Raw genomic sequence first — 25,758 nt, 5'->3', positions numbered from 1 at the left:
TGACGTAGCGGCAACATCTACCGTCGGGGACGTCGACGGAAAACGAAAGGAGCAGCCCAATGGCGTGGTCGATCGCGGAGGTCGCCCGGTCCTCCGGTGTCACCTCACGCACGCTCCGGCACTACCACTCCATCGGCCTGCTGGTGCCGGCGCGGGTCGCTCCCAACGGCCGGCGGTACTACGAACAGGAGCAACTGTTGCGGTTGCAGCAGATCCTCCTGCTGCGGGACCTCGGGCTGAGTCTGGACGTGGTCGGCGAGGTGATCGCGCACCGCGACGAGCAGGACGCGATCGAGGTGCTCGCCAAGCACAAGGAGTGGCTGGTCAAGGAGCAGCTGCGCCTGGGCCGGCTGGTGCAGACCGTCGACGCCACCATCGACAACCTGAAGAGAGGAGGAGAGATGTCACCGGAGAACGTCTTCGAAGGATTCGAGCACAACCCGTACGAGGCCGAGGCGCGCGAGCGCTGGGGCGACGAGGCCGTGGACGCGAGCTACGAGCGGATGCGCGGCTGGACCGAAGCGGACGCAGAGAAGGCCCGGACGGCTTACCCCAACGTCCACCAAGGGCTGGCCGCGCTGAAGGCGGAAGGAGTAGCAGTGACCGAGCTGAGTGTGCAGGAGCTGATCCAGCTGCACTACGAGGTCACCAGTCTGTTCTGGACGCCGACACGTGCGGCGTACAAGGGACTCGGGCAGATGTACGTCGACGACGAGCGGTTCCGGCAGAACATCGGCAACGGCGACGACGCACTGGTCGAGTACCTGCGCGACGCCATGACCGTGTACGCCGACAGCAAGCTGGACGACTGATCCAGGACCTCGGAGGCTGCAGACTCCGGGGTCCCCAGGGCACGGGAGACGTGCCCTAGGCTGAGCCGGTGGTGGAGCCTAGGAGGGTTGAGCTGACGGAAGCTCAGACGTCACGTGCCAGCCGGACGTATTGGGACGGGGCCGCCGCGGAGTACCTGGCCGAGCACGGTGACTTCCTCGGTGACGACAGGTTTGTCTGGTGTCCGGAGGGCGTCGACGAGGAAGCGGCCCAGCTGCTCGGGCCGGTACGCGGTAAGCGCATCCTCGAGGTCGGCTGCGGTGCGGCCCAGTGCTCGCGCTGGCTCGCCGGGCAGGGCGCCGACGTGGTGGCTTTCGACATCTCGCTCGAGCAGCTCCGGATCGCTCACGAACTCGACGTACGCACGGGCACGGCGGTCCGAACGGTGGCCGCTGACGCTGTCGCACTCCCCTACCGCGACAGCACCTTCGACATCGTCTGCTCTGCCTTTGGAGCACTCCCGTTCGTGGCCGACGCCGGTACGGCGTTCCGTGAGATCGCGCGCGTTCTGAAACCCGGAGGCCTTCTCGTCTTCTCCGTGACCCACCCGTTCCGCTGGACGATGCCCGACGACCCGTCGGAAGCCGGTCTGCGGGTCACCCACTCATACTTCGACCGGACGCCGTACGTCGAGGTCGACGCTTCCGGTACGCCGGTCTACGTCGAGCACCACCGCACGACCGGCGACTGGATCCGCGAGCTGACCGGCGCCGGGTTCGTCGTCGACGACCTGCTCGAACCGGAATGGCCGGCCGGGCACCAGCTCGTCTGGGGCGGCTGGGGACCCGAGCGCGGCCCCCTCGTCCCCGGCACAGCCATCTGGACCGCCCACAAAGGACAGCCCGCATGACCCGGTTCCCCGCAGTCGACGGACTGCGAGTGATTGCTGCACTCGCAATCGTGGTGTCACAGGTCGGACTGCACACGCATGCGCCGTTCGCCGGGGTCGTGTCCCGACTGGACGTCGGCTGGGCGATCTTCTGCGCGGTGTCCGGGTTCCTGCTCTACCGGCCGCACGTGCTGGCGTGGTTCTCCGGCACCCTGCCGCCGCTCACCCTGCCGTACTTGCGCAACCGCGCACTACGCATCCTCCCGGCACTACTGGTCGCCGTCGTACTGTCGATCGTCCTCGTCCCACACCCGGCGACCACGTACCTCCGCTGGGCCGTCCTGACGCCCCTTCCGTTCTACCTGCTTCTGCCCGGTCTGGGGCGGCTGCTGACCGGGTACGAGCGTCCCACCCGCCGCAGTGTCCGTTGGCGACTCCTTGTCCTGGTCGCGCTGACAGCACTCGGACCGGTGTGGATGGCCGCGGTCATGGCAACCGGTCATCCCGAGGCAGGGCTCTGGCTGCCCGGGTACCTCGGCTGGTTCGCCGTCGGCATGGGTATGGCGCTCTGGCAGGTCGCCCGCGCCACAGGTCGGCTCGGCCCGTCGACACTCGACACGCTGACCAGAGTCCCCGGCACGCTCTGGGGAATCGCTGCAGCACTCCTGCTGATCGCCGCAACCCCCATCGCCGGACCGTACGACCACACCACCCCGACAGCGGCACAGGCCCTCATCAAGAGCCTGCTCTACACAGTCGTCGTCGCCTGTGTGCTCTTCCCGATCCTGACGCCAACAGCCGGGACGGTCCGCGTACTAGGCAGTCGACCGGCGCAGCGCGCCGCACAACTGTCGTACGGCGTTGTGGCGTACCAGTTCGTCGTACTAGGCCTGCTCGACGGACCGTTCGCCGTACAGCTGCCCGTGACGCTGCTGGCCTCTGTCGCCCTGGCAGCAATCAGCTACCGCCTGGTCGAACGTCCTATCGTGAAGAACGCGGCGGTGGCCAAGATCGAGAGCAAGGCGACCAGTCCGAGCAGCAGCCCGGCGCGGTAGGCCCTGTCCGGCATGAAGCTTGCCGTGACCACCTGCTCCGGTCCGGCCGGCAGCACCCAGCCCTGCTGCCAGCCGCCGATCCGGATCGGCGTGAGCTTCTGGCCGCTGCCGTCGTACGCCTCCCAGCCCTCGTTGTAGGTCTGCGCGACTGCCAGCACGGACTGCGCGTCAGCACCAGGCACTTCGACCGTCAGCTCGGTCGGGTTCGGACGCCACACGTCCACGCCCTGTACCGGCGTCACGGACACGTCCCCGAAACCTGCCTTCGCCAGCGTGGTTTCGATCGGCACCAGCCCACCGTTGGCCTCCACCTCCACCTTGTGCAGCCCGGACCGCAGCGGGATGGCCGACAGCTGGCCGCACAGGCTGAACGCCACCTGGCGCCGCTGCAGCAGGTCCCGCATGGTCGCCGCGACCTGCGTCCGCGCCGGTACGCCGTCGACGCGGACCGTCGGCCCGTTGCCGCAGTACGCCGGAACACGACGCTGCGGAGCGACCGCCTTGCGCAACTCGTCCGCACCGAGCACCTCGATCTCGGTCACGCCGACCGGACTGGACTGCGCGTCCTGCAGCGGCTTCGTCGCAGTGAAGTCGATCCTGACGGTCCGCACGTGCCTCGTCGCGAACCGGACGTACCCGTCGGCGTCGACCGTGGCGGGGATCGACGCGCCGTCGTCGAAGTGCAACGTGACATCTGCCGGCCGCGAACCGTTCAGGTACGCCCGGAACCGCAGCCCGTGCACGTCTCTTGCTGTGGGCAACTTCAGCGTCAGGCTCGGCGTCGGGTCGTCCGGCGCGGCCGTCCAGCCCGTGCCGAGATCACGATCAACCACGGCATCCGGCCGTCCTTCCGGCGCAGCGACCGCCCGCGACGACGCGGTGGCGGTGATCGCTCCCTGCACCGACAGCAGCCGTTCGAGCGCCTCGCCGTCCTGCGGCAGAGCCGTCCCACGCAGCTCGTACGTCGCGGCCTGCGGGAGCTGCACTCCGCGGGACAGGCCGTTCGGTTCGGCAGAGTCCTTGGCCTGGTCCTCGCTGCACAGTGCCCGTGCCCCGACGTGCACACAAGCCGACCGGCCGATCTGCGCGTTCCGCAGTACCACGGCACTCGGCTGAGCATCACCCTGCTGGCTGTCAGTGGCGATGAGCGGCAGCCCGTCGAGCTTGCCGTCGGCGTCTGCCCGCAGTACTGCGGCCCCCTGGCCACCGAGCGCGGTGACCACAGTCGGTACGTCGTCAGCAGTGCCACCGACCGCTACGAGCCGCGACCGCGGGATCAGCCGTCCCGGTGTGGTCGCCCCGACGTCGTAGATCTCCACGCTCGGGTACGGCAGACGGGACTGCCCAGGCGGGCCGAAGTACGCCACACGTCCGATGCCGGAGTCGGCCAGGCTCTCGTGGATCGCCAGCGACGGCGTGTCTTCCGGTACGTCGTTGCGCACGACGACGTACCGGACGCCGTCGCGGGTCAGCTCCTGCCGCAGCGCCGGGTCACCGACGCCGGACTCGATGCGGCTGCGCATGTCGTTGGTGAGCGCGGCCAGTTGGCGGTTCACGAGGGCGGCGAGCGGTTCGCTGGAACTGGACAGCACCAGCACGCTGCCAGGCGTGGTCTGCTCGTCCAACCAACTGGCCGCGTCCTCCCAGTGCTGTGGGATCGCAGCGAACGCCCCATCCGGTCGGTTGAGCACCACGGGCAGGGCGGCGGCCACAGCCAGACAGGTCACCAGAACAGGTACGACGCGGCGGTGGACGCCTCGTGAGACGGACAGGTTGGTCAGGCGACGCAGGTAGTGCGCCGCAGCCGGTGCGAGCGGCACTCCGACGACGGCCGCAGCGACCGGTACCCAGCGCGGGCTTTGCGGCGCGACGCCGTACCGGAGCAGCATCACCAGTGGCACCAGCCACCAGATCGACGCTGCGACGACGAAACCCAGCCACGCGGCAGTCAGTTTCACTCTGGCGCGGGCAACGAGCCAGACGGCCGGTACGACGAGGGTCGCGGCGCCGGCCACCGGGTTCGCGCCGCCGATCAGCGCGAACGCGACAGCCGACCAGCTGACCCGCCACCAGCCGGAACGGGCCCCTGGTGAGACGAGTGGCAGCAGTACCCACGGGGCCATGGCCAGCGGCCACACCTCGATGGCGAGTCCGCCGAACGCCAGTGGCACCACGGCGTACAACAATGCGACGGCGAGCCGTGTCCAAGCCACGCCGTACTGCAGGACGTTGCAGAGCTTCCAGATACCGAGGAACCCGACGCACAGGACCAGCGACCACCACAGTCGCTGCGTGATCCAGTCCGGCACCGACAGCGTGTCCAGCAACCAGTGGAACGGCCCCATCGGAAAGAGGTAGCCGTAGGCATCACTCTGCAGTTGCCCGAACCCGGTGTGCGGATCCCACAGGTGCAGTGCACGCGAGAGGAAACCGCCCGGGCCGGCCGTCAGCTCGAGCCGGCGATCCGGAACGATCTCGCCGGGAGCACGCTGAAAGCACAGGGCGATCAGAGCAAGGCATCCCAGGACGAGCCGTGCCCGCCAGACGACCTGCTCCGAACTACCAGCCTTCAGCCTCCTCACCGGCCGGACATTAACGGATCCGGCGGCTCCTGCGCGGCATCGTTGCCGTACCGTGAGGTCCGGCAAATCTCACACGGATCCGAGGCAGCGCAGCATGACATCTGGCACCACCCCGGCGCCCGAACCGCAGGCACCCCGCCGGTCGTTCCTGCGCAGCGCCACGGTTGTTGCCGTCGCGATGGCGATCATGAACGTCGCGGCCTACGGATTCACCCTGATCGGGTCCCGCCGGCTGCTGCCGGAGCAGTTCGGAGCGATCACCGCGTTGCTCGGTCTGCTGCTGATCGGCAACGTCGCCTCACTCGGGCTGCAGGCCACCGGAGCCCGGCGGCTCGCCACCCACACCGGCGACGGCGCGGCCGCGCTGGGCGACGCGATGCTGAAGGCGGGCCGCCGGTCCGCTCTCGGGCTCACAGTGCTCTGTCTGCTGCTGACACCGGTGTTCATGTGGCTGCTGCACATCGACTCGATCGTGGCGATCGTGCTGCTCGCTCCCACACTCGGCGGTCTCACGCTGATGGGCTCCCAGCTCGGCGTACTGCAGGGCAGCCACCGCTGGACCGAGCTGGCCGCTGTCTACGCCTCGGGCGGCATCGGCCGGCTGGTGCTCGGTGGCGGTGCGCTGCTCGTTCACCCGTCGCTCGACTGGGCGATGGCCGGCCTCGCGCTCGGCGCCGCCGTACCCGCAGCGCTGGGTCAGTTCTTCCTCCGCGGATCGACCGGTTCGACCCGGCAGGAGATCAAAGAGGTACTGCGGGAGACCGTGCACGGCACGCACACGCTGCTCGCGTTCTTCGCGCTCGCCAACGCCGACGTACTCTTCGCGCGTGCCCTGCTCGACGAGAAGGACAGCGGGTACTACGCGGCCGGCCTGATCGTCGCCAAGGCCTGCCTGTTCCTCCCGCAGTTCGTGATCGTGCTGGTGTTCCCGTCCCTGGCCAACTCCCCCGGCGACACCGTCCGGCTCCGCCGTGCGATCCTCGCCGTCGCGGGCCTCGGCGTCTGCACGGTGGTCGGGACGCTGATCCTGCCCGGCATCGTGGTCGAGGTCATCGGCGGCAAGGCGAACTACGCGCCGCTCAGCCCCTACACCTGGCTGTTCGCAGTCGCCGGCTCCGCGTACGCCGTACTGCAGCTGGTCGTGTACGCCGCTATCGCGCAGCAGGAGAAGCGCGCCGCGCTGGGGATCTGGCTCGGGCTCGTGGTACTTGCGGTGGCCGCCGGGATCATCCTCGGCACCGGGACCGCGACCGGCCTGGACGGCGTGAAGGTGCTGGCCGCGACGACCAGCACCTGCGCGCTCCTGCTGTCGGCAGGCCTGGCGGCAGGACTGCGCCGCCAGGCCGCCGAACTACCACAGGCTTGACCGTTACCACAGGCTTGATTTGGCAAACCGCCGGGCGAACGTGTTCGCGAGGACCAACAGTACGAGTCCGATGACGGATCGGAACAGCCCGATCGCGGTGGCGTAGCTGAACTGCGGGACGGCAGAGGCGAGGCCGATCTTGTAGACGTAGGTGTCGATGACCTCGGCGGTGTCCAGGTTCAGGTTGTTCTGCATCAGCAGGACCTTCTCGAACCCGACCGACAGGATCGAGCCGATGTTCAGGATCAGCAGAATCACAGCCACCGGCACGATCGCCGGCAGGTCGATGTGCCACATCCGCCGCAACCGGGACGCCCCGTCCACGATCGCCGCCTCGTGCAGCTCCGGCGGGACGCTGGTCAGGGCGGCGAGGTAGATGATCGCGGCGAACCCCATCGTCTGCCAGGCGCCGGACCAGACGTAGATGTGCCGGAACATCCCGGCGTCACCCATGATGTCGACCGGGCCGAAGCCGAACAGCCCGATGAACTTGTTCGCGACACCGGTGTTGGGGTTGGTGAGGACGACGACCAGACCGACGACGACCACGGTGGAGATGAAGTGCGGTGCGTAGGTGATCAGCTGGGCCGACCGGCTGAACCATTTCTTCCGGACGGTGTTCAGGCACAGCGCGAGCAGGATCGGCAACGGGAACGTCGCGACCAGCTCGTAGACGTGCAGGAACACGGTGTTCTTGATCAGTTTCCAGAACTGGTACGACTCGATGAACCGTTCGAAGTACTTCGTTCCGGCCCAGGGGCTGCCCCAGATCCCGGACACCACGTTGTAGTCCTTGAACGCGATGATGACGCCGTACATCGGCCAGTAGGCGAAGATCGCCAGCCAGATCAGCGGCAGCGCGAGCATCGCGTACAGCTGCCAGTTCCGGCGCATCCGCACACCCAGCCCGGCGCTGGACTTCGCCACCCGGGTGCGCTTGTGGGCCGCCGACCGGACCGACGACCTAGCCTCTGTTTCTGTTGTGGTCATGGGCGTCATCCCTTCAGGGAGCCGATCATGGCTCCCTTGACGAAGTGCTTCTGGACGAAGGGGTAGACCAGGAGCGGCGGGATCATGCCGATCACGATCAGCGAGTACTTCAGCTGCTGCTGCAACTCCTTCAGCTGCGCCAGCTTGCTCGTGTCGGGCATCTGGGACGGGTCGACCTTGGACTGGATCAGGATCTGCCGCAGCACCACCTGCAACGGGAACAGGTGCTCGTTGGTGAGGTAGATGAGCGCGTTGAAGAACGAGTTCCACTGCCCGACCGCGTAGAACAGCAGGTTCACCGCGATGATCGGTTTGCTCAGCGGCAGCACCACCCGCCAGAAGAACCCGAAGTCGCTGCAGCCGTCCACCTTGCCGGCCTCGACCAGTTCCTCCGGGATCGTCACCATGAAGTAGGTCCGGGTGATGATCACGTTCCAGACCGCCAGCGCGGTCGGCAGGATCATCGCCCAGCGCGTGTTCAGCAGCCCGAGCTGATCGACCACCAGGTACGTCGGGATCAGGCCGCCGCTGAACATCATCGTGAACACGAACGCGGCCATGATGATGCCCTTGCCCGGCAGCCCTTTGCGCGACAGCGGGTACGCCGCCAGCAGCGTGAGGACCGTGGCCACGAGCGCACCGGCCACCGCGTAGAACACCGAGTTGCCGAAGCTGCTGACGATCGCGTCGTAGTCGAAGATCGCCTTGTACGCGTCCAGCGTGAAGCCGATCGGCCACAACCACACCTGCCCGGCCGACACCTTGTGCGTGTCGCTCACCGACGCACTGAGGACGTAGACGATCGGATAGAGGATCGCGAGGCAGAACAGCCCGAGCGCGGTATAGATGCAGGCCAGTGCGATCTTGTCGCCCCGCGTGTCCTGAATCGGCGCACCCGTCCCCAGCCGCCGCTCATCCGGCGGCAGAGTCCCTGCCGCGCTCATCCGCGTCCTCGCTTCGCTCCGGGCGCGGATGAGACACGAGACGCGCTGTGCTTGATGATGAGCTCGCTCCGCTCGCTCATGCGTTGTACGTCTCGTAGGCGGCCTGCTGGAGCTCCAGATACGGTTTCACGCCGATCTTGTCCACCCGGTCCTTGAACGCGTTCCAGGCGGCGTCGTCGTGCGGATCCAGCTGGCCGGTGACGAACTTCGAGAACGACAGGTCGACCTCGCTCTTCAGGTTCGTCTTCAGCTCCGCCTCCTGCGCGGCCTGGTCCTGATCCAGCGTGACCGGCGGGAACTGCATCTCCTGCGGCTGCTTGTACGGGAAGTAGCTGTCCACGGTCTGCTGGTAGAGCGGCTTCTCGAACGTGAGATCCGCCGGATTCACCCGCTCGGCCAGCCGGAAGTCCTGCGAGCGGTACATCGTGTTCTCCTGGCTCCAGGAGATGTTCTTCTCGGTGTTCCAGGTTGCGGAGAAGCCGTACACCGCCTGCTTGCCGTTGATCCCGAGCTCGCCCTTCTTGGCCCACTCGAACTTCGGCCCGCCGTACCCGCGCAGGATCGCCTCCAGTTCCATCTGGGAATCGGCCCACTGGACCAGCAACTCGGGCTTCGCGCACTTCTTGGTGATCACCAGCTTGGCCACCTCGACACCGACGCCGAGGTAGTTCCAGGCGGCGTACTGCACGCCGTTCGGGCCCTTCAGCGGCGGGATCGCCTGATACTTGCGCCAGCGGGCGTTCGGGTCCTTCTGGTCGATGTCGAGGAAGCCGCCCCAGTAGTACGACCGCGCTCCGCCGATGATCGGCTTGCCCGGCGCGTTGCCGTACCGGTCCATCTGGTCCTGGTCCGCGGTGAACACGTCCTTGTTGATCAGGCCCTCGGCGTACATGCCGTGGATGAACTTCAGGCCCTCGCGCCACTCGTCCTTGTTGAAAGTCACGTCGACCTTGCCGTCGTTGACGACCAGCCACGGGGAGCCGGGGTTGTAGAGGAACGAGTTCATGAAGTACGTGTCGAACGGCGCGTCCTTGTAGCCCGCGAACGGGATCGTCCGGCCGTTGCCGCCGAGGTCGGCCTTCTTAAAGGCGCGGAGTAGCTCGACGAACTCGTCCGTGGTCTTCGGGATGTCCAGCCCGACCTGCTTGATCCAGTCGGTGTTCAGGAACGTCCGGCCGTTGCTGGCCCGGCAGTGGTAGCAGTCGTTGATGTTCGGGAACGAGTAGATCTTCTTGTCCGGCGCCTGCACGAGCTTGCGGGCGTCCGGGTAGTCCTTCATCGCCTGCTGGAGGTTCAGCGCATAGCCGTCGATGTACTGGCCGACGTCGGTGAACAGGCCTTGCTGGCCGTACAGATACAGCTGGGACCGGGTGAAGTCGATACCCATGAACGCGTCCGGGATGTCGCCGGCCGCGATCATCGCGTTCACCTTGGTCATGACGTCGTCGGTGGTGCCGCCGACCTGGTTCCACTCGATGTGGATGTTGGTCTTGGCCTCCAGCCACTTGGTGAACGCGTTGGTCTTCCAGTCCCCGATCGTCACGTCCTGCGGTACGACGATCTTGAACGTCACCTTCTCGCTGGTGAGCGGCTTCAGCTGACGGGCGACCGGGCCGACGTACCCCTCCGGGTACTGCACCGTCGTCAGCTTCGGGCCGAGCGTGACGCTGGGCGCCGCGCCGCCCGCACCCGCGGCCGTGCTGCCGGCGTTGCTCGAGCCGCTGCACGCGCTGAGCACACCGCCGCCGGCGGCCGCGGTCAGTCCGAGCGCGCCGGCGATGAGCGATCGGCGGCTGAGTCCCGGGCGTGCGTGATCGTTCGGCATGGGTCCTCCAGGGCGGTCTAGGACGGAACAGGCAGGAAATATCCGAGCCGGATATCCGATAGGATCTCGGATCTTTGCCGGGAGAATGACATAGAAAGTGACTCGACGGAAGGCCTCGGCCGATACCGATCGAGATCGGTCAATCACTGTTGGTAAGTTGCGCGGCAAGCGCTTGCCGCTTGCGTTGCGGCGCCCAAATTTCTTGCGGCGAAGAAAGTCCCGGCCGGTCTCGATAGGGTTCTTGGCATGCCGACGCCGAAGTTCGTCCTCGACCTGCGCGAGAAGATCGGGCACGACCTGCTCTGGCTGAGCGGGCTGACCGCGGTCGTGCTCAACGACCGGGACGAGGTGCTCCTCGTCAAGCGCGCCGACAACGGCCGGTGGAGCCTGGTCGCCGGCATCCTCGAGCCAGGTGAGCAGCCCGCCGTCGGGCTGGTACGCGAGATCCAGGAGGAGACCGCGGTCGAGGCAGCCGTCGAGCGCCTGCTCAGCGTCGAGTCACTCCCACCCGCCAGCTACCCCAACGGCGACCAGGTCCAGTTCCTAGACCTCTGCTTCCGCTGCCGCCCGCTTCGCGGCGATCCCCGTGTCAACGACGACGAGTCTCTCGACGTCCGCTGGTGGCCCCTGAACGCCCTCCCGGACCTCACGGACCGGGAGAGAGTCTGCATCGAGCGAGCACTCTCCCCCGGCCTGCAACCGGAGTTCGAGACCTCTTAGTGGGCGGCCTCGTGCCAGGTGCGGCCAACGCCTACTGAGACGTCCAGGGGGACGGCCATGTCGACGGCGTGGCCCATGTCGTGGCGGACGAGGGCCTCGAGGGTTTCGCGTTCGCCGGGCGCGATCTCGAAGACGAGTTCGTCGTGGACCTGGAGGAGCATCCGGGACTTCAGGCCGGACTCGCGCAGGGACCGCTCGACCTTCAGCATCGCCATCTTGATGACATCCGCGGCCGAGCCCTGGATCGGCGCGTTCAGCGCCATCCGCTCGGCCATCTCGCGGCGCTGCCGGTTGTCGCTGGTCAGGTCCGGCAGGTACCGCCGGCGACCCAGGATGGTCTCGGTGTACCCGGTCTTGCCGGCGTCGATCACGATCGACCGCAGGTAGTCCCGGACCCCGCCGAAGCCCTCGAAGTACTCGTCCATCAGGCCCTTGGCCTCGTCGACACCGATCTTCAGCTGCTGGCTCAGCCCGTACGCCGACAGGCCGTACGCCAGGCCGTAGTTCATCGCCTTGATCTTCGCGCGCTGCTCCTGGGTCACCGCGGACGGCTCGACCGAGAACACCCGCGACGCGGTCACCGAGTGGAAGTCCATCCCGGAGTTGAACGCGTCGATCAGGCCCTGGTCCTTGGACACGTGCGCCATGATCCGCATCTCGATCTGGCTGTAGTCCGCCGACATCAGTGACTCGTTGCCCTCGCCGACCACGAACGCCTGCCGGATCCGGCGGCCCTCCTCGGTGCGGATCGGGATGTTCTGCAGGTTCGGCTCCGTGGAGCTCAGCCGGCCGGTCGCCGCGATGGTCTGGTTGAACGTGGTGTGGATCCGGCCGTCGCGCGGGCTGATCGTCTTCAGCAGCCCCTCGACGGTCTGCCGCAGTCGGGTCGCGTCCCGGTGCGCCAGCAGGTACGCCAGGAACGGGTGCTCGGTCTTCTCGAACAGCGCCTGCAGCGAGTCCGCATCCGTGGTGTACCCGGTCTTGGTGCGTTTGGTCTTCGGCATCTGCAGCTCGTCGAACAGCACCACCTGCAGCTGCTTCGGCGACCCGAGGTTGATCTCCTTGCCGATCACCTCGTACGCCGCCGTGGCCGCTTCCCGTACACCGGTGGCGAACCGCTCCTCGAGCTGCTCCAGGTACGGCCGGTCGACCGCGATGCCGTCCCGCTCCATGCCGGCGATCACGTGGATCAGCGGCAGCTCGACGTCCGCGAGCAGCGCCGTACCGGCCTGCTTCTCGAGCTCGGCGTCGAGGGTGTCGGCGAGGTCCGCGATCGCGCGGGCGCGCAGCATCGTGTGGTCCGCGGCCGGCCCGCCCTCGACGTCGTCGAAGCTGAGCTGGCCGTTCTCGGCCTCCTCGTTGCGCAGCTCACGCTTGAGGTAACGCACCGTCAGGTCGGCCAGGTCGTAGGCCCGCTGGTCCGGGCGGACGAGGTACGCGCTCAGCTGAGTGTCCGAGTTGAGGCCGCCGAGTGTCCAGCCGCGCTCCAGGAAGCCCAGCAGCGGACCCTTCGCGTCGTGCAGCGCCTTGGGCTGCCTCTCGTCGGCGAGCCAGGCCTGCCAGGCCGCGTCGTCGTCCGGCGTCATCGTCATCGGATCGAACCAGGCTGCCGCACCGGACGTGTTCGCCAGCGCCAGACCGGTGATCTGACCGGTCCCGCCGCCCCAGCTGCCCTGCACCGCGACACCGACCCGCTCGCCGCCGCTCACGTGCTCCTTGAGCCAGGCCCCCACCTCACCCGGCTTCAGCTGCACACCGTCCAGCTCGAACCCGTGGTCGACGGTCGCGTCGACTTCCTCGTGCTCGGCGACCAGCCGCTCGCGCAGCACCCGGAACTCCAGGCTGTCGAACAGCGTGTGCACCTTCTCCCGGTCCCACGGCACCCGGACCAGGTCGTCGACCGTGACGTCCAGCGTCAGGTCGCGGATCAGCTCGTTGATCTGCCGGTTCCGGATCACGTCGGCGAGGTGCTCACGCAGCGACTCACCGGCCTTGCCCTTGATCTCGTTCACCCGGTCGACGACGTCGTTCAGCGAGCCGAACTGGTTCAGCCACTTGGCCGCCGTCTTCGGGCCGACCCCGGGCACCCCCGGCAGGTTGTCGCTCTGCTCCCCCACCAGCGCGGCCAGATCCGGATACAGCCGCGGACCGACGCCGTACTTCTCCTCGATCGCGGCCGGGTCCATCCGGGCGATCTCGGACACGCCGCGCTTCGGGTACAGCACTGTGACGTCCTCGCTGACCAGCTGGAACGAGTCCCGGTCACCGCTGCTGATCAGCACCTCGAAGCCCTGCTCGGCCGCCTGCGTGGCGAGCGTCGCGATGATGTCGTCGGCCTCCCAGCCGTCGATCTCCGTGGTCGGGATCCGGAGCGCCTCCAGCACCTCCTTGACCAGCGAGATCTGCCCCTTGAACTCGTCCGGCGACTTCGACCGGCCCGCCTTGTACTCCGTGTACTGCTCGGAGCGGAAGGTCTTGCGGGACACGTCGAACGCGACGCAGACATGCGTGGGCTGCTCGTCGCGGAGCATGTTGATCAGCATCGAGGTGAACCCGTACACCGCGTTGGTGTGCTGGCCGGTGGTGGTGGAGAAGTTCTCCACCGGGAGCGCGTAGAACGCCCGGTAGGCCAGCGAGTGCCCGTCCAGCAGCAGGATCCGCGGCCGGCCTGCGCCGGCCTGAACGGTGTCCTTGGTCATCGTCGAAGTGTCTGTATCTGGAGCCACACACCGACTCTAGTGGTTCCCACGGACAGTTCTGACACACTGCTTCCGTGACAGACGAATCGAACCTCGGGCCGGGTATGAGCATGGAGGGCACCCTCCTCCAGTTGATGGGGATCGTTGTCAGCGAGGCGTCTCCCGAGCGGGTCGTCGCGACGATGCCGGTCAAGGGCAACACGCAGCCGTACGGTCTGCTGCACGGCGGCGCGTCCTGTGTGCTGGCCGAGAGCCTCGGCTCGATCGGGTCGGCGCTGCACGCCGCGACGTCCGGGAAGGTCGCGGTCGGCGTCGACATCAACGCGACCCACCACCGCGCGGTCCGCGACGGGGTCGTCACCGGCGTCGCGACACCGATCTACCTCGGCCGGACCACCACGTCGTACGAGGTGGTCGTCACCGACGACCGGGACAAGCGCGTGTGCACCGCCCGGATCACTTGCCAGCTGATTCAGGCGCCGTCCGGGAGCTGACGGCGCGGCGGGCGACGGCCGAGCGGCGCGAGGACAGCAGGGCGAGCAGGTTCGGCGCGTGCTCGGCGGTGAGCCGCCGACGTACGGTGTGGGTGTTCGCGAACCGCAGTACGCCGGCCTGCCCGAGGCCGAGGCGGGCGAGGAAACGGTTGGCCTCGCGGGCGATCGCGGGCGCGACCACGGCCAGGTGGACGCAGCACTCGTGCTCGGCCCAGGCGACCGCTTCCGCGATCAGGGCCTTGCCGAGGCCGTGCCGGCGGGACGTGTCGCTGACGTGCAGGTACTCGACCGTGACGGTCGAGTCTTCGTGCAGCGGACTGATCACGGTCCGGCGCAGATACGCCATACCGTGCACCTGACCATCCAGCTCGACCACCAGCAGCCGGCCGAACGGGTCGTTCAGATGCTTGCTGACGGCAACCTCGGCCGCGGCGACCGACGGCGGCGCCGGGAGCCGGGACGGCAGGCCGGCGGCGGTGCTGAGCTCACGCCACAGCGCCACCAGCGCGCCGGCGTCACCCGGCTGGGCGTCCCTCACCTCGACGGCAGCCACCACAGCGACCTCCCGGTACGGTCCACCCCCGAGGTGAACAGACGGGCGGATACGCTCGTCCTCGCGCAACAGTAGGCCCTCGGGGGTCACATGCAAAGCTGACCACAGCTGTCCGGAGGGACCAGTTTGTTCATCGGAATCGGCACCGTCGTGAACGTCGCGACAGTGCTCGTCGGTTCGGTACTCGGCGTACTCGTCGGACATCGGCTCAGTCACCGGACGCGCGACCTCGTCACCGACGCGCTCGGGCTCGTCACGCTCCTGATCGCGATCAGCTCGGCACTCACCGTAGGTGACAAGGTGCTGAGCGACGCCGTCGGCAGCAGTGCGCCGATCCTGATCGTGCTCGGCGCGATGCTGATCGGCGGGATCCTCGGCTCGGTGCTGCGGATCGAGCAACGGCTGGAGGACTTCGGCGGCTGGCTGCAACGCCGGTTCGACCGCGGCGAGGGGCGGAGCACGTTCGTCGAGGGGTTCGTGTCCGCCTCGATGGTGTTCTGCGTCGGGCCGCTCACCTTCCTCGGGTCACTGTCCGACGGCCTCGGGCGCGGCGCCGATCAGCTGTTCCTCAAGGCGGTGCTGGACGGCTTCGCGTCGATCGCGTTCGCCGCGTCCTTCGGCTGGGGCGTGGCGGCTTCCGCCTTGGTCGTCCTCGTGATCCAAGGCTCGATGACGGCCGTCGGAGCGCTACTGGGCGATGTACTGCCGCAGGCCCACGTGACCGCGCTCGGAGCCACCGGCGGGGTGATGCTGATCGGCGTGGCCCTGCGACTGCTGAAGCTCAAGCAGGTCGCTGTCGCCGACCTGCTGCCCGCGTTGATCGTCGCGCCGCTGCTGGTTCAGTTGCTCGTTGTCATCCGCAACTGAACCAGCAGCGCTCGCGTCAGTCCTCGCCCAAATAGGCCTTGCGGACCGAGTCGTTCACCAGCAGGTCCCGGCCGCTGCCGGACAGCACGACCTTCCCGACCTCGAGCACGTACCCGTAGTCGGCCCGCTTCAGCGCGGCCTGGGCGTTCTGCTCGACCAGCAGGATCGTCGTACCCTGCCGCTGCAACTCACTCACCGTGGTCATGATCCGCTTCATCATGATCGGCGACAGCCCCATCGACGGCTCGTCCAGCATCAGCAGCTTCGGTCGGCACATCATCGCCCGGCCCATCGCCAGCATCTGCTGCTCACCGCCGGAGAACGTACCGGCCGGCTGCTTGCGCCGCTCCCCCAGGATCGGGAACAGGTCGTACGCCGCCTGCAGGTCGGAGCGCACGCCCCCGGGATCGCGGCGGGAGAACGCGCCGAGCATCAGGTTCTCCTCGACCGACAGCCGCGGGAAGATCCGCCGGCCCTCGGGCGAGTGCGCCAGACCGCGGGTGACGATGTCGTGCGCCGCCACGTGGTCGATCCGCTCGCCCTGGAACCAGATCTCCCCGCCGGTCGGCCGGAGCAGGCCCGAGATCGTCTTCAGCGTGGTGGTCTTGCCGGCGCCGTTGGTGCCGATCAGCGACACCACCTGCCCCTGCTCCACGCTGAAGCTGATCTTCTTCACCGCAAGGATCTTGCCGTAGGCAACTTCCAGGTCCTTGACCTCGAGCATCGCGCTCATGACCGGCCCTCCTCGTCGGCGACCGTCGTGTCCTGGACGCGGGCGTCCTGCACGTCGACGTCGTCCTCCTCGTCCTCGCCGGTGCCGATGTAGGCCTCGATCACCCGCGGGTCGGACTGCACCTCCTCGGGCGTGCCCTCGATCAGGGCCTCACCCTGGACCAGGCACAGCACCCGGTCGCAGAGGTTGAAGATGAACCGCATGTCGTGCTCGATCACCACGACCGCCAGGCCGGAGTCCCGGATCTTGAAGATCAGGTCACTGGCCTGCCGGGTCTCCTGCGGGTTCATACCGGCGGTCGGCTCGTCCAGCAGGATGAGCTTCGGGTCGGTGGCCAGCGCCCGCGCGATCTCGAGCCGGCGCTGGTCGCCGTACGGCATGTTCCGGGCCAGGTGCTCGGCCGACCGGCCGAGGCCGACGAAGTTCAGCAGCTCCTGGGCCCGTTTCCGGGTGGCCGCCTCCTCGTGCCGGAACTTCGGCCCGTGCAGTACCGAGGTGAGCGCACCGGAGCTGGTCCGGCAGTAGCGCCCGACCATCACATTCTCCAGCGCGGTCATGTTCGCGAACAGCCGGATGTTCTGGAACGTCCGGGCCATCCCTGCCCGGACCACGGCCCGCGGCTTCGGCGGCAGCGGTCCGAGGACCCCGGGCACGGGCGGCGTCAGCCCCGGGTTCTCTCTGAGCAGCGGCACCTCCTCGGCGACATTGCCGAGGCCTGAACGCCGGGTGAGCACCTGCAGGAACCTCGCCGGTTCCTTCTTCTGCGGTGGCGAGGCGGCGAACCGGACCTGGCCGCTGGTCGGCCTGTACAGGCCGGTCAGGCAGTTGAAGAACGTGGTCTTGCCCGCGCCGTTCGGCCCGATCAGACCGACGATCTCGCCCTGCCGGACGCTGAGGTTCACGTCGTTCACGGCCAGCAGGCCGCCGAACCGCATCGTCACACCAGTGGCCTCGAGCACCGTTTCACCGGTCACCTCGGGGCGCACCCGCTCCTGCTCGGCGGTGGTCATTTGGCCTCCTCGACGATCAGGCGTTCTTCCTCGACCGCGACGGCCAGCTCCTCGTCCTCTTCGTGGAACTCGAGCTGCCTTCGTCTGCTCGCGACCAGTCCCTCCGGCCGGAACCGCATCATCAGCACCAGCAGCAGACCGAACATCAGCAGCCGGTACTCCGAGAAGAACCGCAGTTTCTCCGGCAGCAGCTTCAGGATCGTTGCCCCCAGCAACACACCGGCGATGGTACCCATACCGCCGAGCACGATCGCCGCGAGCAGGAACGCCGACTCGATGAACTGGTACTGATCCGGGCTGACCGCCGCGTCCTGGTGGGCCTTGATGGTGCCGGCCAGACCGGCCAGGAACGCGCCGACCGCGAACGCGAGCAGCTTCAGCCCGAACACGTTCACGCCCATCGCCTCGGCGGCCTTCTCGTCCTCCCGGATCGCCACCCAGCCGCGGCCGATCCGGCTGTTGTTCAGCCGGGAGAAGACCAGGATGACGAAGCCGATCAGGATCAGCAGCAGGAAGTAGTAGTTCGAGAACCGGCCCAGCTCGATCCCCGCGACCGCGTGCTCGTCGCCGAAGTTGAACCCGCCGATCGACAGGTCCGGGATGCCCGGGACGCCGTTCGGTCCGTTGGTCAGGTTCGGGCCGTTGTTGCCGTCCAGGTTGCCCATCGAGAACCGGAAGATCTCACCGAAGCCGAGCGTCACGATGGCCAGGTAGTCGCCCGAGACCCGCAGCGTCGGCGTACCGATGATGAGACCCAGCGTCGCGGACACACCCGCACCGACCAGCATCACGACCAGGAACGGCGGCTTCCACCCGACAGTGGCGAACGCCGAGGTCGACAGCACCGCGGCCGTGTAGGAGCCGGCCCCGAGGAACGCGATGTACCCGAGGTCGAGCAGGCCGGCCAGGCCGACCACGATGTTCAGGCCCATCGCGGTCGCGCCGAAGATCAGCACCTGGTTCGCGATCGACATGTTCGCGTCCGACCCGTTCTGCGTGAACGGGAAGAGGAACGCCACCACGAACGCGGACAGCGTGAGCACCTTGCTGTGCCGCTGCCCGACGTGACCGACGAAGCTCATCGTGCCGGTCCGGAACAACGCCGTCGCGACCACGGCGATGAACAGCAGGCAGAGAATGAACGACCAGGCGTCCTGCAGCCCCAGCGCGTACGCCGCGGCGAACAGCACCGCGGCCATCAGCACCGCGATCATGAGGATCTCGGACCAGCCCGGCAGCCGCGCCGCACTCATGTCCCGCAACTGCCGCAACGGCAGCATCCAGCCCGAGACCGCGAGCAACAGCGCGCCCACCAGCGAGATGTACGCGCCCGGGTTCACGTTGATCAGGCCGTCGGACTCCGTGCCGATCGCGACCAGGATCAGCACCATGTAGAGCGACAGGCCGGCGCCGAGCGCCCGGATACCGAGCGTGGCGTCCAGCCAGGAACCCAGCTTGGTCAGCGGGCCCTTCTCGGCCAGCAGCAGCACCAGGGCCAGCACCGCACCGATGATCGCGAGGATCTGCAGACCACCGGGGTAGAAGTTGATCGACAGATCGTTCAGGATCTGGCCGTCGTAGCTCCAGGACAGGAACGACCCGACGATCAGCAGCGCTACACCGGCGATGCCCATCGGCCACGCGATCGGCCTGCCCGGCTTCGCCACCGGGGACTCCGAGGCCTCGTCCACAAGCGATTTCACATGCGTCATGCCCGGTCCACCACCCTCGCGCCGAGCAGGCCCTGCGGCCTGAAGACCAGAACCAGAATCAGGATCACGAACGCCCAGACGTCCTTCCAGGTGCTACCGCCGAACTGGCCCGGGATGTACTGCGTGGCCATCGCCTCGACCACGCCGAGGACCAGACCGCCGACGACCGCGCCGTACACGTTGCCGATACCGCCCAGGACCGCGGCGGTGAACGCCTTCAGACCGGCCAGGAAGCCCATCCGGAAGTCGATGTTGTTGTTCTGCAGGCCCTGCGAGACACCGGCGATCGACGCCAGCACCGCGCCGAGGGCGAACGCGACCACGATGATCCGGTCCACGTTGATACCCATCAGCCGAGCGGTGTCCGGGTCCTGCGACACCGCCTGCATACCGCGGCCCAGCCGGGTCCGGTTGATGAAGAACCACAGCAGTACGGCGCAGACCGCGAGCGCCGCGACCGTGAAGATCGCCGACCGCTGGATGGTCACCCCGCCGACCTGCAGCGCCTTGCCGGTCACCACGTCGAGCTGTGGGAACGGGATGCGCGCCTTCGCGCTCGGCCACTCGACCTTGTTGATCAGCTCCTTGAACAGGATCCAGCCGACCTCCGCGGTGACCGCGGCCACCCCGGCGCTCACGGCGACGGCGCGGACGCCGGTCCGGACCCGCGCATGCGACTTCGTCGCCGCGCCGGCCGTCATGCCCACCGCCGTACCCACGAGCGCACCGCCGACGATCGCAACCACGACGTACAGCGCGGAGATGTCGGTGCTGATCAGCAGTACGACGATCCAGAGTGCCACCGCACCAGCTGCGCCGCCGAGCAGCGGGGCCCGGTCGTGCCACTTGCTGACAGGGTTGTCGAGGTTCCCCTCGGTCTGCCGGTTACCGGCGAGGTAGCCGGCCGCGATCGCGAGTCCGGCGAACACCACCACGGTCCAGGCCGGGCGTTCGTAGAACAGCCGGATGAACTCCTGCAGGAACACGGAGATACCGATCGCCGTGATCAGCGGTGCCAGTCGTGGCGCGTTCCGCAGGGGACGGTACGCGACACGTTCCATCAGCACCGCGGTACTGACCGACGCGAGCATCGCGCCGACGATCATCACCGGCAGGATCCAGACGCTGGTCTGACCGTTGAAGAACAACAGGTACGTCGTCAGCGCGCCGAACGCGCCGATCATGAACACCTCGCCGTGGGCGAAGTTGATGAGCTGCACGATGCCGTACACGACCGTGTACCCGACCGCGATCAGGGCGTACAGCGAGCCCAAGGTCAGCCCGTTGACGAGTTGCTGCAAGAACTGGTCCACGTCGACCTCCCATCTGCCTCGGTTGTGACACGCCAGGGGGGTGGGAGGATCACTCCCACCCCCCTGACATGAGGTCGACCCTGCTTACTTTTCCTCGAACGCCTTGGTCTCGACGGTGGTCCACTTGCCACCGGCAACCTTGTAGACGGTGAGGACCTTGGACGTGGTGTCGCCGTACTGGTCGAACGCCACCTTCCCGGTCACGCCGTCGAAGGCGACCTTGCTCATGGCATCGACCGTCGCCTGCCGCGCGGACTCGACGTCCTTGGCGTCCTTCAGGGAGGTCTTCAGTGCGGCGATGATGGCGTTCGCCGCGTCGTAGGAGTAACCGCCGTACGCCGCGTAGGGCTCCTTGAAGCCGGCCGCGTTGTAGTCCGCGACGAACTTCTTCGCCGAGTCCAGCGAGTCCACCGGAGCGCCGACCGAGGTGGCCAGGTCGTTGTCGCTGGTCTTACCGGCCAGGGTGATGTACTTCGGGTCGTAGATACCGTCGCCGCCCATCAGCGGGACGTTGAGGCCGGCGGCCTTCGCCTGCTGCGAGAGCGGACCGGCCTGCGGGTACTCGCCGCCGTAGTAGATGGCCTGCGGGTTCGACGGCTTGATCGCGGTCAGCGCGGCCTGGTAGTTCGCGTCTTCCGGGTTGATGGTCTGGGCCGCGACGATCGTGCCGCCCAGCTTCTTGAACTCCTCGGTGAAGGTGCCGACCAGACCCTGGCCGTAGGCCTTCTTGTCGTGGATCGTGGCGACCTTGGTGATCTTCGCGGTCTCGTACAGGTACCGGGCGGCGAACGGACCCTGGACCGCGTCCGTGGTGCAGGTCCGGAAGTACGTCGGGTACGGCCGCTTCGGGTCGGTCTGCCACTTGGCGCCCTGGGTCAGGCCGGGACCGGTGTTGGCCGGCGAGACCTGGACGATCTTCGCCGAGGCGAGGACCGGCTGCACCTGCTGGCTGACGCTGGTGTTCAGCGTGCCGACGACACCGATCACGTCCTTGTCGCTGGACAGCGCGGTGGCCGCGTTCTTGCCGGGGTCAGGCTTCGCCTCGTCGTCCTTCGGCACGACCTCGAGCTTCCAGCCCGGGATCGCGCCGGAGTCGTTGGCCTGCTTCACCGCCAGCTCGACGGAGTGCTGGATACCCAGACCCAGGGCCGACAAGTCTCCGGACAGCGGCGCGATGACGCCGATCTTCGCGGTCTTGGTCGAGCCTCCGGAGCTCCCCCCAGAGTCGTTGCCACTGCGTGAGCCGCAGGCAGTCAGGGCCAACGACGCAACGATCAGCGACGCGCCGACCCGTACTACGGAACGCTGGTGCACTGTTCCTCCAATGTCTGGATAGTCCCAGCGAAACCGGGACTCTCGCGCATTTGCCGCGAGCATCCGCAGGTTAGACCCAGCGGGTGTTCCAAGCGAACAGCGCACAGGCTGTGTTGTGAGGTCGTTACCCCGGTAAGCATCGTCTTATGACCTGATTACTGTCCGGTGGGTAATAGTGGTGACGTAGAGTCAGTGAGCAGACTTTCTCGGTGAGATCCGCTGAACGCGAGCTGGCGCCTCCGCCACGGTTTGTCACCAAGGTCCGTGCAGGTTCACCTCACGGTTACGACACGCCGGTGTGGCGAGCAGATCACGGCGAGTTGCGCATGGACAGGCCGATGACCTTGCCCCGATCAGGAATCCCCGGCTTCGTTGACGACCAGCTCGGCCACCTGGCGCATCGAGACCCGCTTGTCCATCGCGGTCTTCTGGATCCACCGGAACGAGTCCGGCTCGGACAGCCCGAACTTGGTCTGCAGGATCGATTTCGCCCGGTCGACCAGCTTGCGGGTCTCCAGCCGCTCGGCCAGGTCGGCGACCTCCCGCTCCAGCTCGGCGAGCTCGACGTACCGGGACGCGGCGATCTCGATCGCGGGCAGCAGGTCGGCCTTGGAGAACGGCTTCACCAGGTACGCCATCGCGCCGGCGTCCCGCGCCCGCTCGACCAGCTCCCGCTGCGAGAACGCGGTCAGCATCAGCACCGGGGCGATCCGCTCCCCCGCGATCTTCTCGGCCGCGCTCAGCCCGTCCAGCTTCGGCATCTTCACGTCGAGAATCACCAGATCCGGCCGCTGCTCGATCGCCAGCCGAATGGCCTCCTCGCCGTCCCCCGCCTGCCCGACGACGTCATACCCCTCTTCCGCGAGCATCTCAGCCAGATCCATCCGAATCAGGGCCTCATCCTCAGCAATCACCACACGCTTAGCAGTCACACCGCACACCCTAGCGACCCCACGTCAGCTCTTCGGCCCCACAAACCCGTCAAGCACCCCAACCGCGTCCTTACGGCTCACAGCGATGTGATCCCAGCGCGGCCGCCGCCAAGCGATGCCCAACAGATCCAGCGCATCAGTGAGTATGTTCCGGATGTCGTCGGACTTGTTCGAGAACAGATAGCGCACGTAGTAGTACCGCTTGTCGCGGCCGGGCTTGCTGGCCCAGTTCACGAACCGGCACCCGTCCGAGTGGAACAGCCCGCGCAGGAGCTGTTCGGGGTACTTGGCAACAATCTCCCGCTGCCAGTCGGTCAACTCGATCTTCCGCAGATGCTTCCGCCCCGGACCATGCTGCGGGAACACACGGCCAGTGCTTCCAACGCGCTATCGCCACGGAGTTCCTCGAGAACCTGCGCGGATCCGGCGCGGACTCAACCGTCTCCCGCGACCTGAAGTGACCCACGCCACCAGGCTGCCGACGACCCCCGACAGTTTTGCTGATCGACCGACCCTATGGGCTAGGATTCTGGGACACAGATGCCCTGGTATTCCAACCGGCAGAGAAGATGGTCTCAAACACCATACAGTGTGGGTTCGAATCCCACCCAGGGCACAGAAATTGTCGGTTGCGGCTGGAAATCTAGCCGTTGTGTACGACGAGGAGACCCGGCAGACCGCGCGCATCGCGATGGCCGCCGGTGAGAGTCTCAACTCGATCAGCAAGCGGCTTGGGGTCAGTCGGGCGGCGCTTCGGGAGTGGCGGGACGGCACGGTACGTCGAATGCCTCCGAGTAGCTGCCCGCGGTGTGGAAGCGAGAAGCTCGATGATACGTCGTACGCGCATCTTCTGGGGCTGTATCTAGGGGACGGCTGTCTGTCCAGGCACCGGCGTGACGTCTATGCGCTGAGGATCGCCTGTGATGACCTCTATCCGCGGCTCATCGACGAAGCGGCCGCCGCGATGAGCGCGGTCCACCCGAGCCGGCCGGTGCACCGGGTCCAGGCGGTCGGCTACACGTCAGTGGTTTCGTACTGGAAGCACTGGCCGTGCCTGTTCCCGCAGCACGGTCCCGGGCCGAAGCACCGGCGTACGATCGCGCTCGCAGGCTGGCAGCAGGAGATCGTTGCCGAGTTCCCCCAACTTTTCCTACGCGGCCTCTTCAACTCGGATGGCTGCCGCATCACCAACTGGACAACTCGAACAGTCGCCGGCCAAGCGAAGCGCTACGAATACCCACGCTACATGTTCTCGAACGAGTCAGCCGACATCATGCACTTCTGCCAATGGGCGCTCGACCTGCTGCAGGTGTCCTGGCGCATGCCCCGCCCCAACGCCCTCTCCGTAGCCCGGCGGGAAGCCGTGGCCACCCTCGACAGCTTCATCGGGCCGAAGTCCTGAGACGGCTGAGGCGGACGGTCGGTTGACCGCCCGCTTCGAGCACACGTCTTGTCAGCCCGTGGTTACGGGTTGGGGCTTCGGTAGGCGGGGGCGTTGCCTTCTATGGCGTCGCCCATGCGGTGGACTCGGAGGGCGTTGGTGGAGCCGGGGATGCTGGGTGGGGAGCCGGCGACGATCACTACCAGGTCGCCCTTGTTGAGGATGCCGAGTTCGAGAAGGCGCTGGTCCACCTGGCGGACCATTTCGTCGGTGTGGTCGACGGTCGGGACGATGTGGGTGGTGATGCCCCACACCACGCTCAGCCAGGAGCTGACCGACGGGACAGGTGTGAACGCGAGGAGCGGGACGTCGGTGCGATAGCGGGCGAGGCGGAGCGCGGTGTCACCGGACTGGGTGAATGCGATCAGGTACTTCGCCTCCAGCCGCTCCGCGACGTCCGCGGCCGCGCGGGCGATCACGCCGCCCTTGGTCTTCGGCTCCCATTCGATCTCCTGGATCCGGCCGAGACCGTGCTCCTCGGTCGACTCCACGATCCGGGCCATCGTCTTGACGGTCTCGATCGGGAACCGGCCGACGCTGGTCTCACCGGACAGCATGACCGCGTCCGCGCCGTCGAGTACGGCGTTCGCGACGTCGGAGGCCTCGGCCCGGGTCGGCCGCGGCGCGGAGATCATCGACTCCAGCATCTGGGTGGCGACGATCACCGGCTTCGCGTTCAGCCGGGCCTGGTCGATGATCAGCTTCTGGACCAGCGGGACCTCCTCGAGGGGGAGCTCCACGCCGAGGTCGCCGCGGGCCACCATGAACCCGTCGAACGCCTCGATGATCTCGTCCAGGTTGGCGACCGCCTGCGGCTTCTCGATCTTCGCGACGACCGGGATCCGCAGACCCTCCTCGTCCATGATTTTGTGCACCAGCTGGATGTCGGCGGCGTCCCGGACGAACGACAGCGCGATCATGTCGGCCGGCAGGTGCAGCGCCCAGCGCAGGTCCTCGGCGTCCTTCTCCGACAGCGCGGGCACGCTGACCGACACGCCGGGCAGGTTGATGCCCTTGTGGTTGGAGACCGGCCCGCCGACGGTGACCCGGCAGACCACGTCGGTCTCGGTCACCTCCTCGGCGACGAGCGCGATCCGGCCGTCGTCGATCAGCAGCTGGTCGCCCGGATGCACGTCACCCGGCAGACCGTCGTACGTCGTACCGCAGATGGTCTGGTCACCAGGCACCTCCCGGGTGGTGATCGTGAAGCGCTCGCCGTAGGTCAACGTTGCCTTGCCCTCGGCGAACTCGGCCAGCCGGATCTTCGGCCCCTGCAGGTCGACCAGGATGCCGACATTGGCCCCGGTCTCCGCCGCAGCGGTGCGGATCCGCTGATAGATGCGCTCATGCTCGGCGTGGGCGCCGTGGCTCAGGTTGAGCCTTGCGACGTCCATACCTGCTTGGACGAGTTCTGTGATGCGCTCCGGGGCGGCCGTAGCCGGGCCGAGCGTACAAACGATCTTTGCGCGACGCACGTCACAAAACCCTACTCCTGCAAACCACTGGGCCCGCTGGTCCGCCCCCGTTACTGGGCAGTTAACAGTAGAA

Annotated in this window: 22 protein-coding genes, 1 tRNA gene and 1 pseudogene; 9 read left to right on the top strand and 15 right to left on the bottom strand. The window is 67.3% G+C overall.

The features are described from left to right. Positions 1-59: 59 nt before the first annotated feature. The 3 genes from EV651_RS18360 to EV651_RS18350 all read left to right on the top strand — a co-directional run bounded on the left by EV651_RS18360 (position 60) and on the right by EV651_RS18350 (position 2,715). Positions 60-812: a TipAS antibiotic-recognition domain-containing protein gene (locus EV651_RS18360; protein WP_133786401.1), complete on the top strand. Its 753-nt coding sequence runs from the start codon at positions 60-62 to the stop codon at positions 810-812. A 68-nt stretch (positions 813-880) separates the two neighbouring features. Next, complete coding sequence (locus EV651_RS18355) at positions 881-1,681, top strand: class I SAM-dependent methyltransferase (RefSeq protein ID WP_133786400.1); 801 nt, start codon at positions 881-883, stop codon at positions 1,679-1,681. After that, positions 1,678-2,715 (top strand): acyltransferase, encoded by a 1,038-nt coding sequence (locus EV651_RS18350; RefSeq protein ID WP_133786399.1) that lies wholly within the window; start codon positions 1,678-1,680, stop codon positions 2,713-2,715. Before EV651_RS18355 ends, EV651_RS18350 begins: the two co-directional genes overlap by 4 nt. Here the strand turns inward: EV651_RS18350 and EV651_RS18345 are convergent. Continuing rightward, positions 2,622-5,297 carry an alpha-(1->3)-arabinofuranosyltransferase family protein gene (locus EV651_RS18345; protein WP_166658651.1) on the bottom strand — a complete coding sequence of 892 codons (2,676 nt, stop codon included), beginning with the start codon at positions 5,295-5,297 and terminating at the stop codon, positions 2,622-2,624. The two genes, EV651_RS18350 and EV651_RS18345, sit on opposite strands and share 94 nt — an antisense overlap. A 94-nt stretch (positions 5,298-5,391) precedes the next feature. On the opposite strand from EV651_RS18345, the gene EV651_RS18340 reads away from it, so the two are divergent. Further along, the gene (locus tag EV651_RS18340; RefSeq protein WP_133786397.1) at positions 5,392-6,663 is read left to right on the top strand and encodes a lipopolysaccharide biosynthesis protein; all 1,272 of its coding nucleotides are present in this window, start codon (positions 5,392-5,394) and stop codon (positions 6,661-6,663) included. Positions 6,664-6,666: 3 nt separating this feature from the next. Here the strand turns inward: EV651_RS18340 and EV651_RS18335 are convergent, their stop codons facing one another. The 3 genes from EV651_RS18335 to EV651_RS18325 form a co-directional block, all read right to left on the bottom strand. Next, on the bottom strand, positions 6,667-7,653 hold the full coding sequence (locus EV651_RS18335; protein ID WP_133786396.1) for a sugar ABC transporter permease: 987 nt from the start codon (positions 7,651-7,653) through the stop codon (positions 6,667-6,669). 5 nt (positions 7,654-7,658) lie between these two features. Continuing rightward, a complete protein-coding gene (locus EV651_RS18330; RefSeq protein ID WP_133786395.1) occupies positions 7,659-8,597 on the bottom strand; it encodes a carbohydrate ABC transporter permease in 939 nt (312 codons plus the stop codon). A 76-nt stretch (positions 8,598-8,673) separates the two neighbouring features. Further along, positions 8,674-10,422: an extracellular solute-binding protein gene (locus tag EV651_RS18325; RefSeq protein ID WP_133786394.1), complete on the bottom strand. Its 1,749-nt coding sequence runs from the start codon at positions 10,420-10,422 to the stop codon at positions 8,674-8,676. A 246-nt stretch (positions 10,423-10,668) separates the two neighbouring features. Here EV651_RS18325 and EV651_RS18320 point away from each other — a divergent pair, with 246 nt between their 5' ends. Continuing rightward, positions 10,669-11,142 (top strand): NUDIX domain-containing protein, encoded by a 474-nt coding sequence (locus tag EV651_RS18320; protein ID WP_133786393.1) that lies wholly within the window; start codon positions 10,669-10,671, stop codon positions 11,140-11,142. Here EV651_RS18320 and polA read toward each other — a convergent pair. Continuing rightward, positions 11,139-13,841, bottom strand: a complete 2,703-nt coding sequence (polA, locus tag EV651_RS18315) for a DNA polymerase I (protein ID WP_133786392.1) — start codon at positions 13,839-13,841, stop codon at positions 11,139-11,141. The two genes, EV651_RS18320 and polA, sit on opposite strands and share 4 nt — an antisense overlap. A gap of 74 nt (positions 13,842-13,915) precedes the next feature. On the opposite strand from polA, the gene EV651_RS18310 reads away from it, so the two are divergent. Then, positions 13,916-14,335: a hotdog fold thioesterase gene (locus EV651_RS18310; RefSeq protein WP_238157018.1), complete on the top strand. Its 420-nt coding sequence runs from the start codon at positions 13,916-13,918 to the stop codon at positions 14,333-14,335. On the opposite strand, the gene EV651_RS18305 is transcribed toward EV651_RS18310, so the two are convergent. Then, on the bottom strand, positions 14,298-14,888 hold the full coding sequence (locus EV651_RS18305; protein ID WP_238157017.1) for a GNAT family N-acetyltransferase: 591 nt from the start codon (positions 14,886-14,888) through the stop codon (positions 14,298-14,300). The genes EV651_RS18310 and EV651_RS18305 overlap by 38 nt on opposite strands. A 126-nt stretch (positions 14,889-15,014) precedes the next feature. Here EV651_RS18305 and EV651_RS18300 point away from each other — a divergent pair, with 126 nt between their 5' ends. Continuing rightward, a complete protein-coding gene (locus EV651_RS18300) occupies positions 15,015-15,755 on the top strand; it encodes a DUF554 domain-containing protein (RefSeq protein WP_133786390.1) in 741 nt (246 codons plus the stop codon). A gap of 16 nt (positions 15,756-15,771) precedes the next feature. On the opposite strand, the gene EV651_RS18295 is transcribed toward EV651_RS18300, so the two are convergent. The 8 genes and pseudogenes from EV651_RS18295 to EV651_RS18260 form a co-directional block, all read right to left on the bottom strand. Continuing rightward, the gene (locus tag EV651_RS18295) at positions 15,772-16,488 is read right to left on the bottom strand and encodes an ABC transporter ATP-binding protein (RefSeq protein WP_133786389.1); all 717 of its coding nucleotides are present in this window, start codon (positions 16,486-16,488) and stop codon (positions 15,772-15,774) included. Continuing rightward, positions 16,485-17,498 (bottom strand): ABC transporter ATP-binding protein, encoded by a 1,014-nt coding sequence (locus EV651_RS18290; protein WP_133786388.1) that lies wholly within the window; start codon positions 17,496-17,498, stop codon positions 16,485-16,487. The genes EV651_RS18295 and EV651_RS18290 overlap by 4 nt, the downstream gene beginning before the upstream one ends. Continuing rightward, complete coding sequence (locus EV651_RS18285; protein ID WP_133786387.1) at positions 17,495-19,210, bottom strand: branched-chain amino acid ABC transporter permease; 1,716 nt, start codon at positions 19,208-19,210, stop codon at positions 17,495-17,497. The genes EV651_RS18290 and EV651_RS18285 overlap by 4 nt, the downstream gene beginning before the upstream one ends. Beyond that, a complete protein-coding gene (locus EV651_RS18280) occupies positions 19,207-20,139 on the bottom strand; it encodes a branched-chain amino acid ABC transporter permease (RefSeq protein ID WP_370352910.1) in 933 nt (310 codons plus the stop codon). The genes EV651_RS18285 and EV651_RS18280 overlap by 4 nt, the downstream gene beginning before the upstream one ends. 30 nt (positions 20,140-20,169) lie before the next feature. Beyond that, positions 20,170-20,523 (bottom strand): annotated as a pseudogene (locus tag EV651_RS43275) (branched-chain amino acid ABC transporter permease); the annotation flags it as partial. Positions 20,524-20,607: 84 nt separating this feature from the next. Continuing rightward, on the bottom strand, positions 20,608-21,837 hold the full coding sequence (locus tag EV651_RS18270; protein ID WP_133786386.1) for a branched-chain amino acid ABC transporter substrate-binding protein: 1,230 nt from the start codon (positions 21,835-21,837) through the stop codon (positions 20,608-20,610). A gap of 353 nt (positions 21,838-22,190) precedes the next feature. Then, positions 22,191-22,778 (bottom strand): response regulator, encoded by a 588-nt coding sequence (locus EV651_RS18265; protein ID WP_133786385.1) that lies wholly within the window; start codon positions 22,776-22,778, stop codon positions 22,191-22,193. 15 nt (positions 22,779-22,793) lie between these two features. Then, positions 22,794-23,135, bottom strand: coding sequence for a hypothetical protein (locus tag EV651_RS18260; protein ID WP_202870379.1), 342 nt, complete (start codon positions 23,133-23,135; stop codon positions 22,794-22,796). 176 nt (positions 23,136-23,311) lie between these two features. On the opposite strand from EV651_RS18260, the gene EV651_RS18255 reads away from it, so the two are divergent. After that, positions 23,312-23,385 (top strand) — tRNA-Leu (locus EV651_RS18255). Positions 23,386-23,421: 36 nt separating this feature from the next. Continuing rightward, on the top strand, positions 23,422-24,171 hold the full coding sequence (locus EV651_RS18250) for a transcriptional regulator (protein WP_133786384.1): 750 nt from the start codon (positions 23,422-23,424) through the stop codon (positions 24,169-24,171). A gap of 62 nt (positions 24,172-24,233) precedes the next feature. Here the strand turns inward: EV651_RS18250 and pyk are convergent, their stop codons facing one another. Further along, entirely contained in the window at positions 24,234-25,685 is a 1,452-nt protein-coding gene (gene pyk / locus EV651_RS18245; protein ID WP_133786383.1) for a pyruvate kinase, read from the bottom strand. Positions 25,686-25,758: the final 73 nt, after the last annotated feature.

Source organism: Kribbella sp. VKM Ac-2571 (genome assembly GCF_004362255.1).
Classification (GTDB): Bacteria; Actinomycetota; Actinomycetes; order Propionibacteriales; family Kribbellaceae; genus Kribbella; species Kribbella pratensis.
This window is presented reverse-complemented; position numbering and strand designations above follow the sequence as displayed.

Coding starts and splice junctions, on each gene's coding strand:
- EV651_RS18320 (WP_133786393.1), top strand. CDS start 10,669: ATGCCGACGCCGAAGTTCGTCCTCGACCTGCGCGAGAAGATCGGGCAC.
- EV651_RS18295 (WP_133786389.1), bottom strand. CDS start 16,488: ATGAGCGCGATGCTCGAGGTCAAGGACCTGGAAGTTGCCTACGGCAAG.
- EV651_RS18290 (WP_133786388.1), bottom strand. CDS start 17,498: ATGACCACCGCCGAGCAGGAGCGGGTGCGCCCCGAGGTGACCGGTGAA.
- EV651_RS18325 (WP_133786394.1), bottom strand. CDS start 10,422: ATGCCGAACGATCACGCACGCCCGGGACTCAGCCGCCGATCGCTCATC.
- EV651_RS18285 (WP_133786387.1), bottom strand. CDS start 19,210: ATGACGCATGTGAAATCGCTTGTGGACGAGGCCTCGGAGTCCCCGGTG.
- EV651_RS18350 (WP_133786399.1), top strand. CDS start 1,678: ATGACCCGGTTCCCCGCAGTCGACGGACTGCGAGTGATTGCTGCACTC.
- EV651_RS18335 (WP_133786396.1), bottom strand. CDS start 7,653: ATGACCACAACAGAAACAGAGGCTAGGTCGTCGGTCCGGTCGGCGGCC.
- EV651_RS18330 (WP_133786395.1), bottom strand. CDS start 8,597: ATGAGCGCGGCAGGGACTCTGCCGCCGGATGAGCGGCGGCTGGGGACG.
- EV651_RS18340 (WP_133786397.1), top strand. CDS start 5,392: ATGACATCTGGCACCACCCCGGCGCCCGAACCGCAGGCACCCCGCCGG.
- polA (WP_133786392.1), bottom strand. CDS start 13,841: ATGACCAAGGACACCGTTCAGGCCGGCGCAGGCCGGCCGCGGATCCTG.
- EV651_RS18360 (WP_133786401.1), top strand. CDS start 60: ATGGCGTGGTCGATCGCGGAGGTCGCCCGGTCCTCCGGTGTCACCTCA.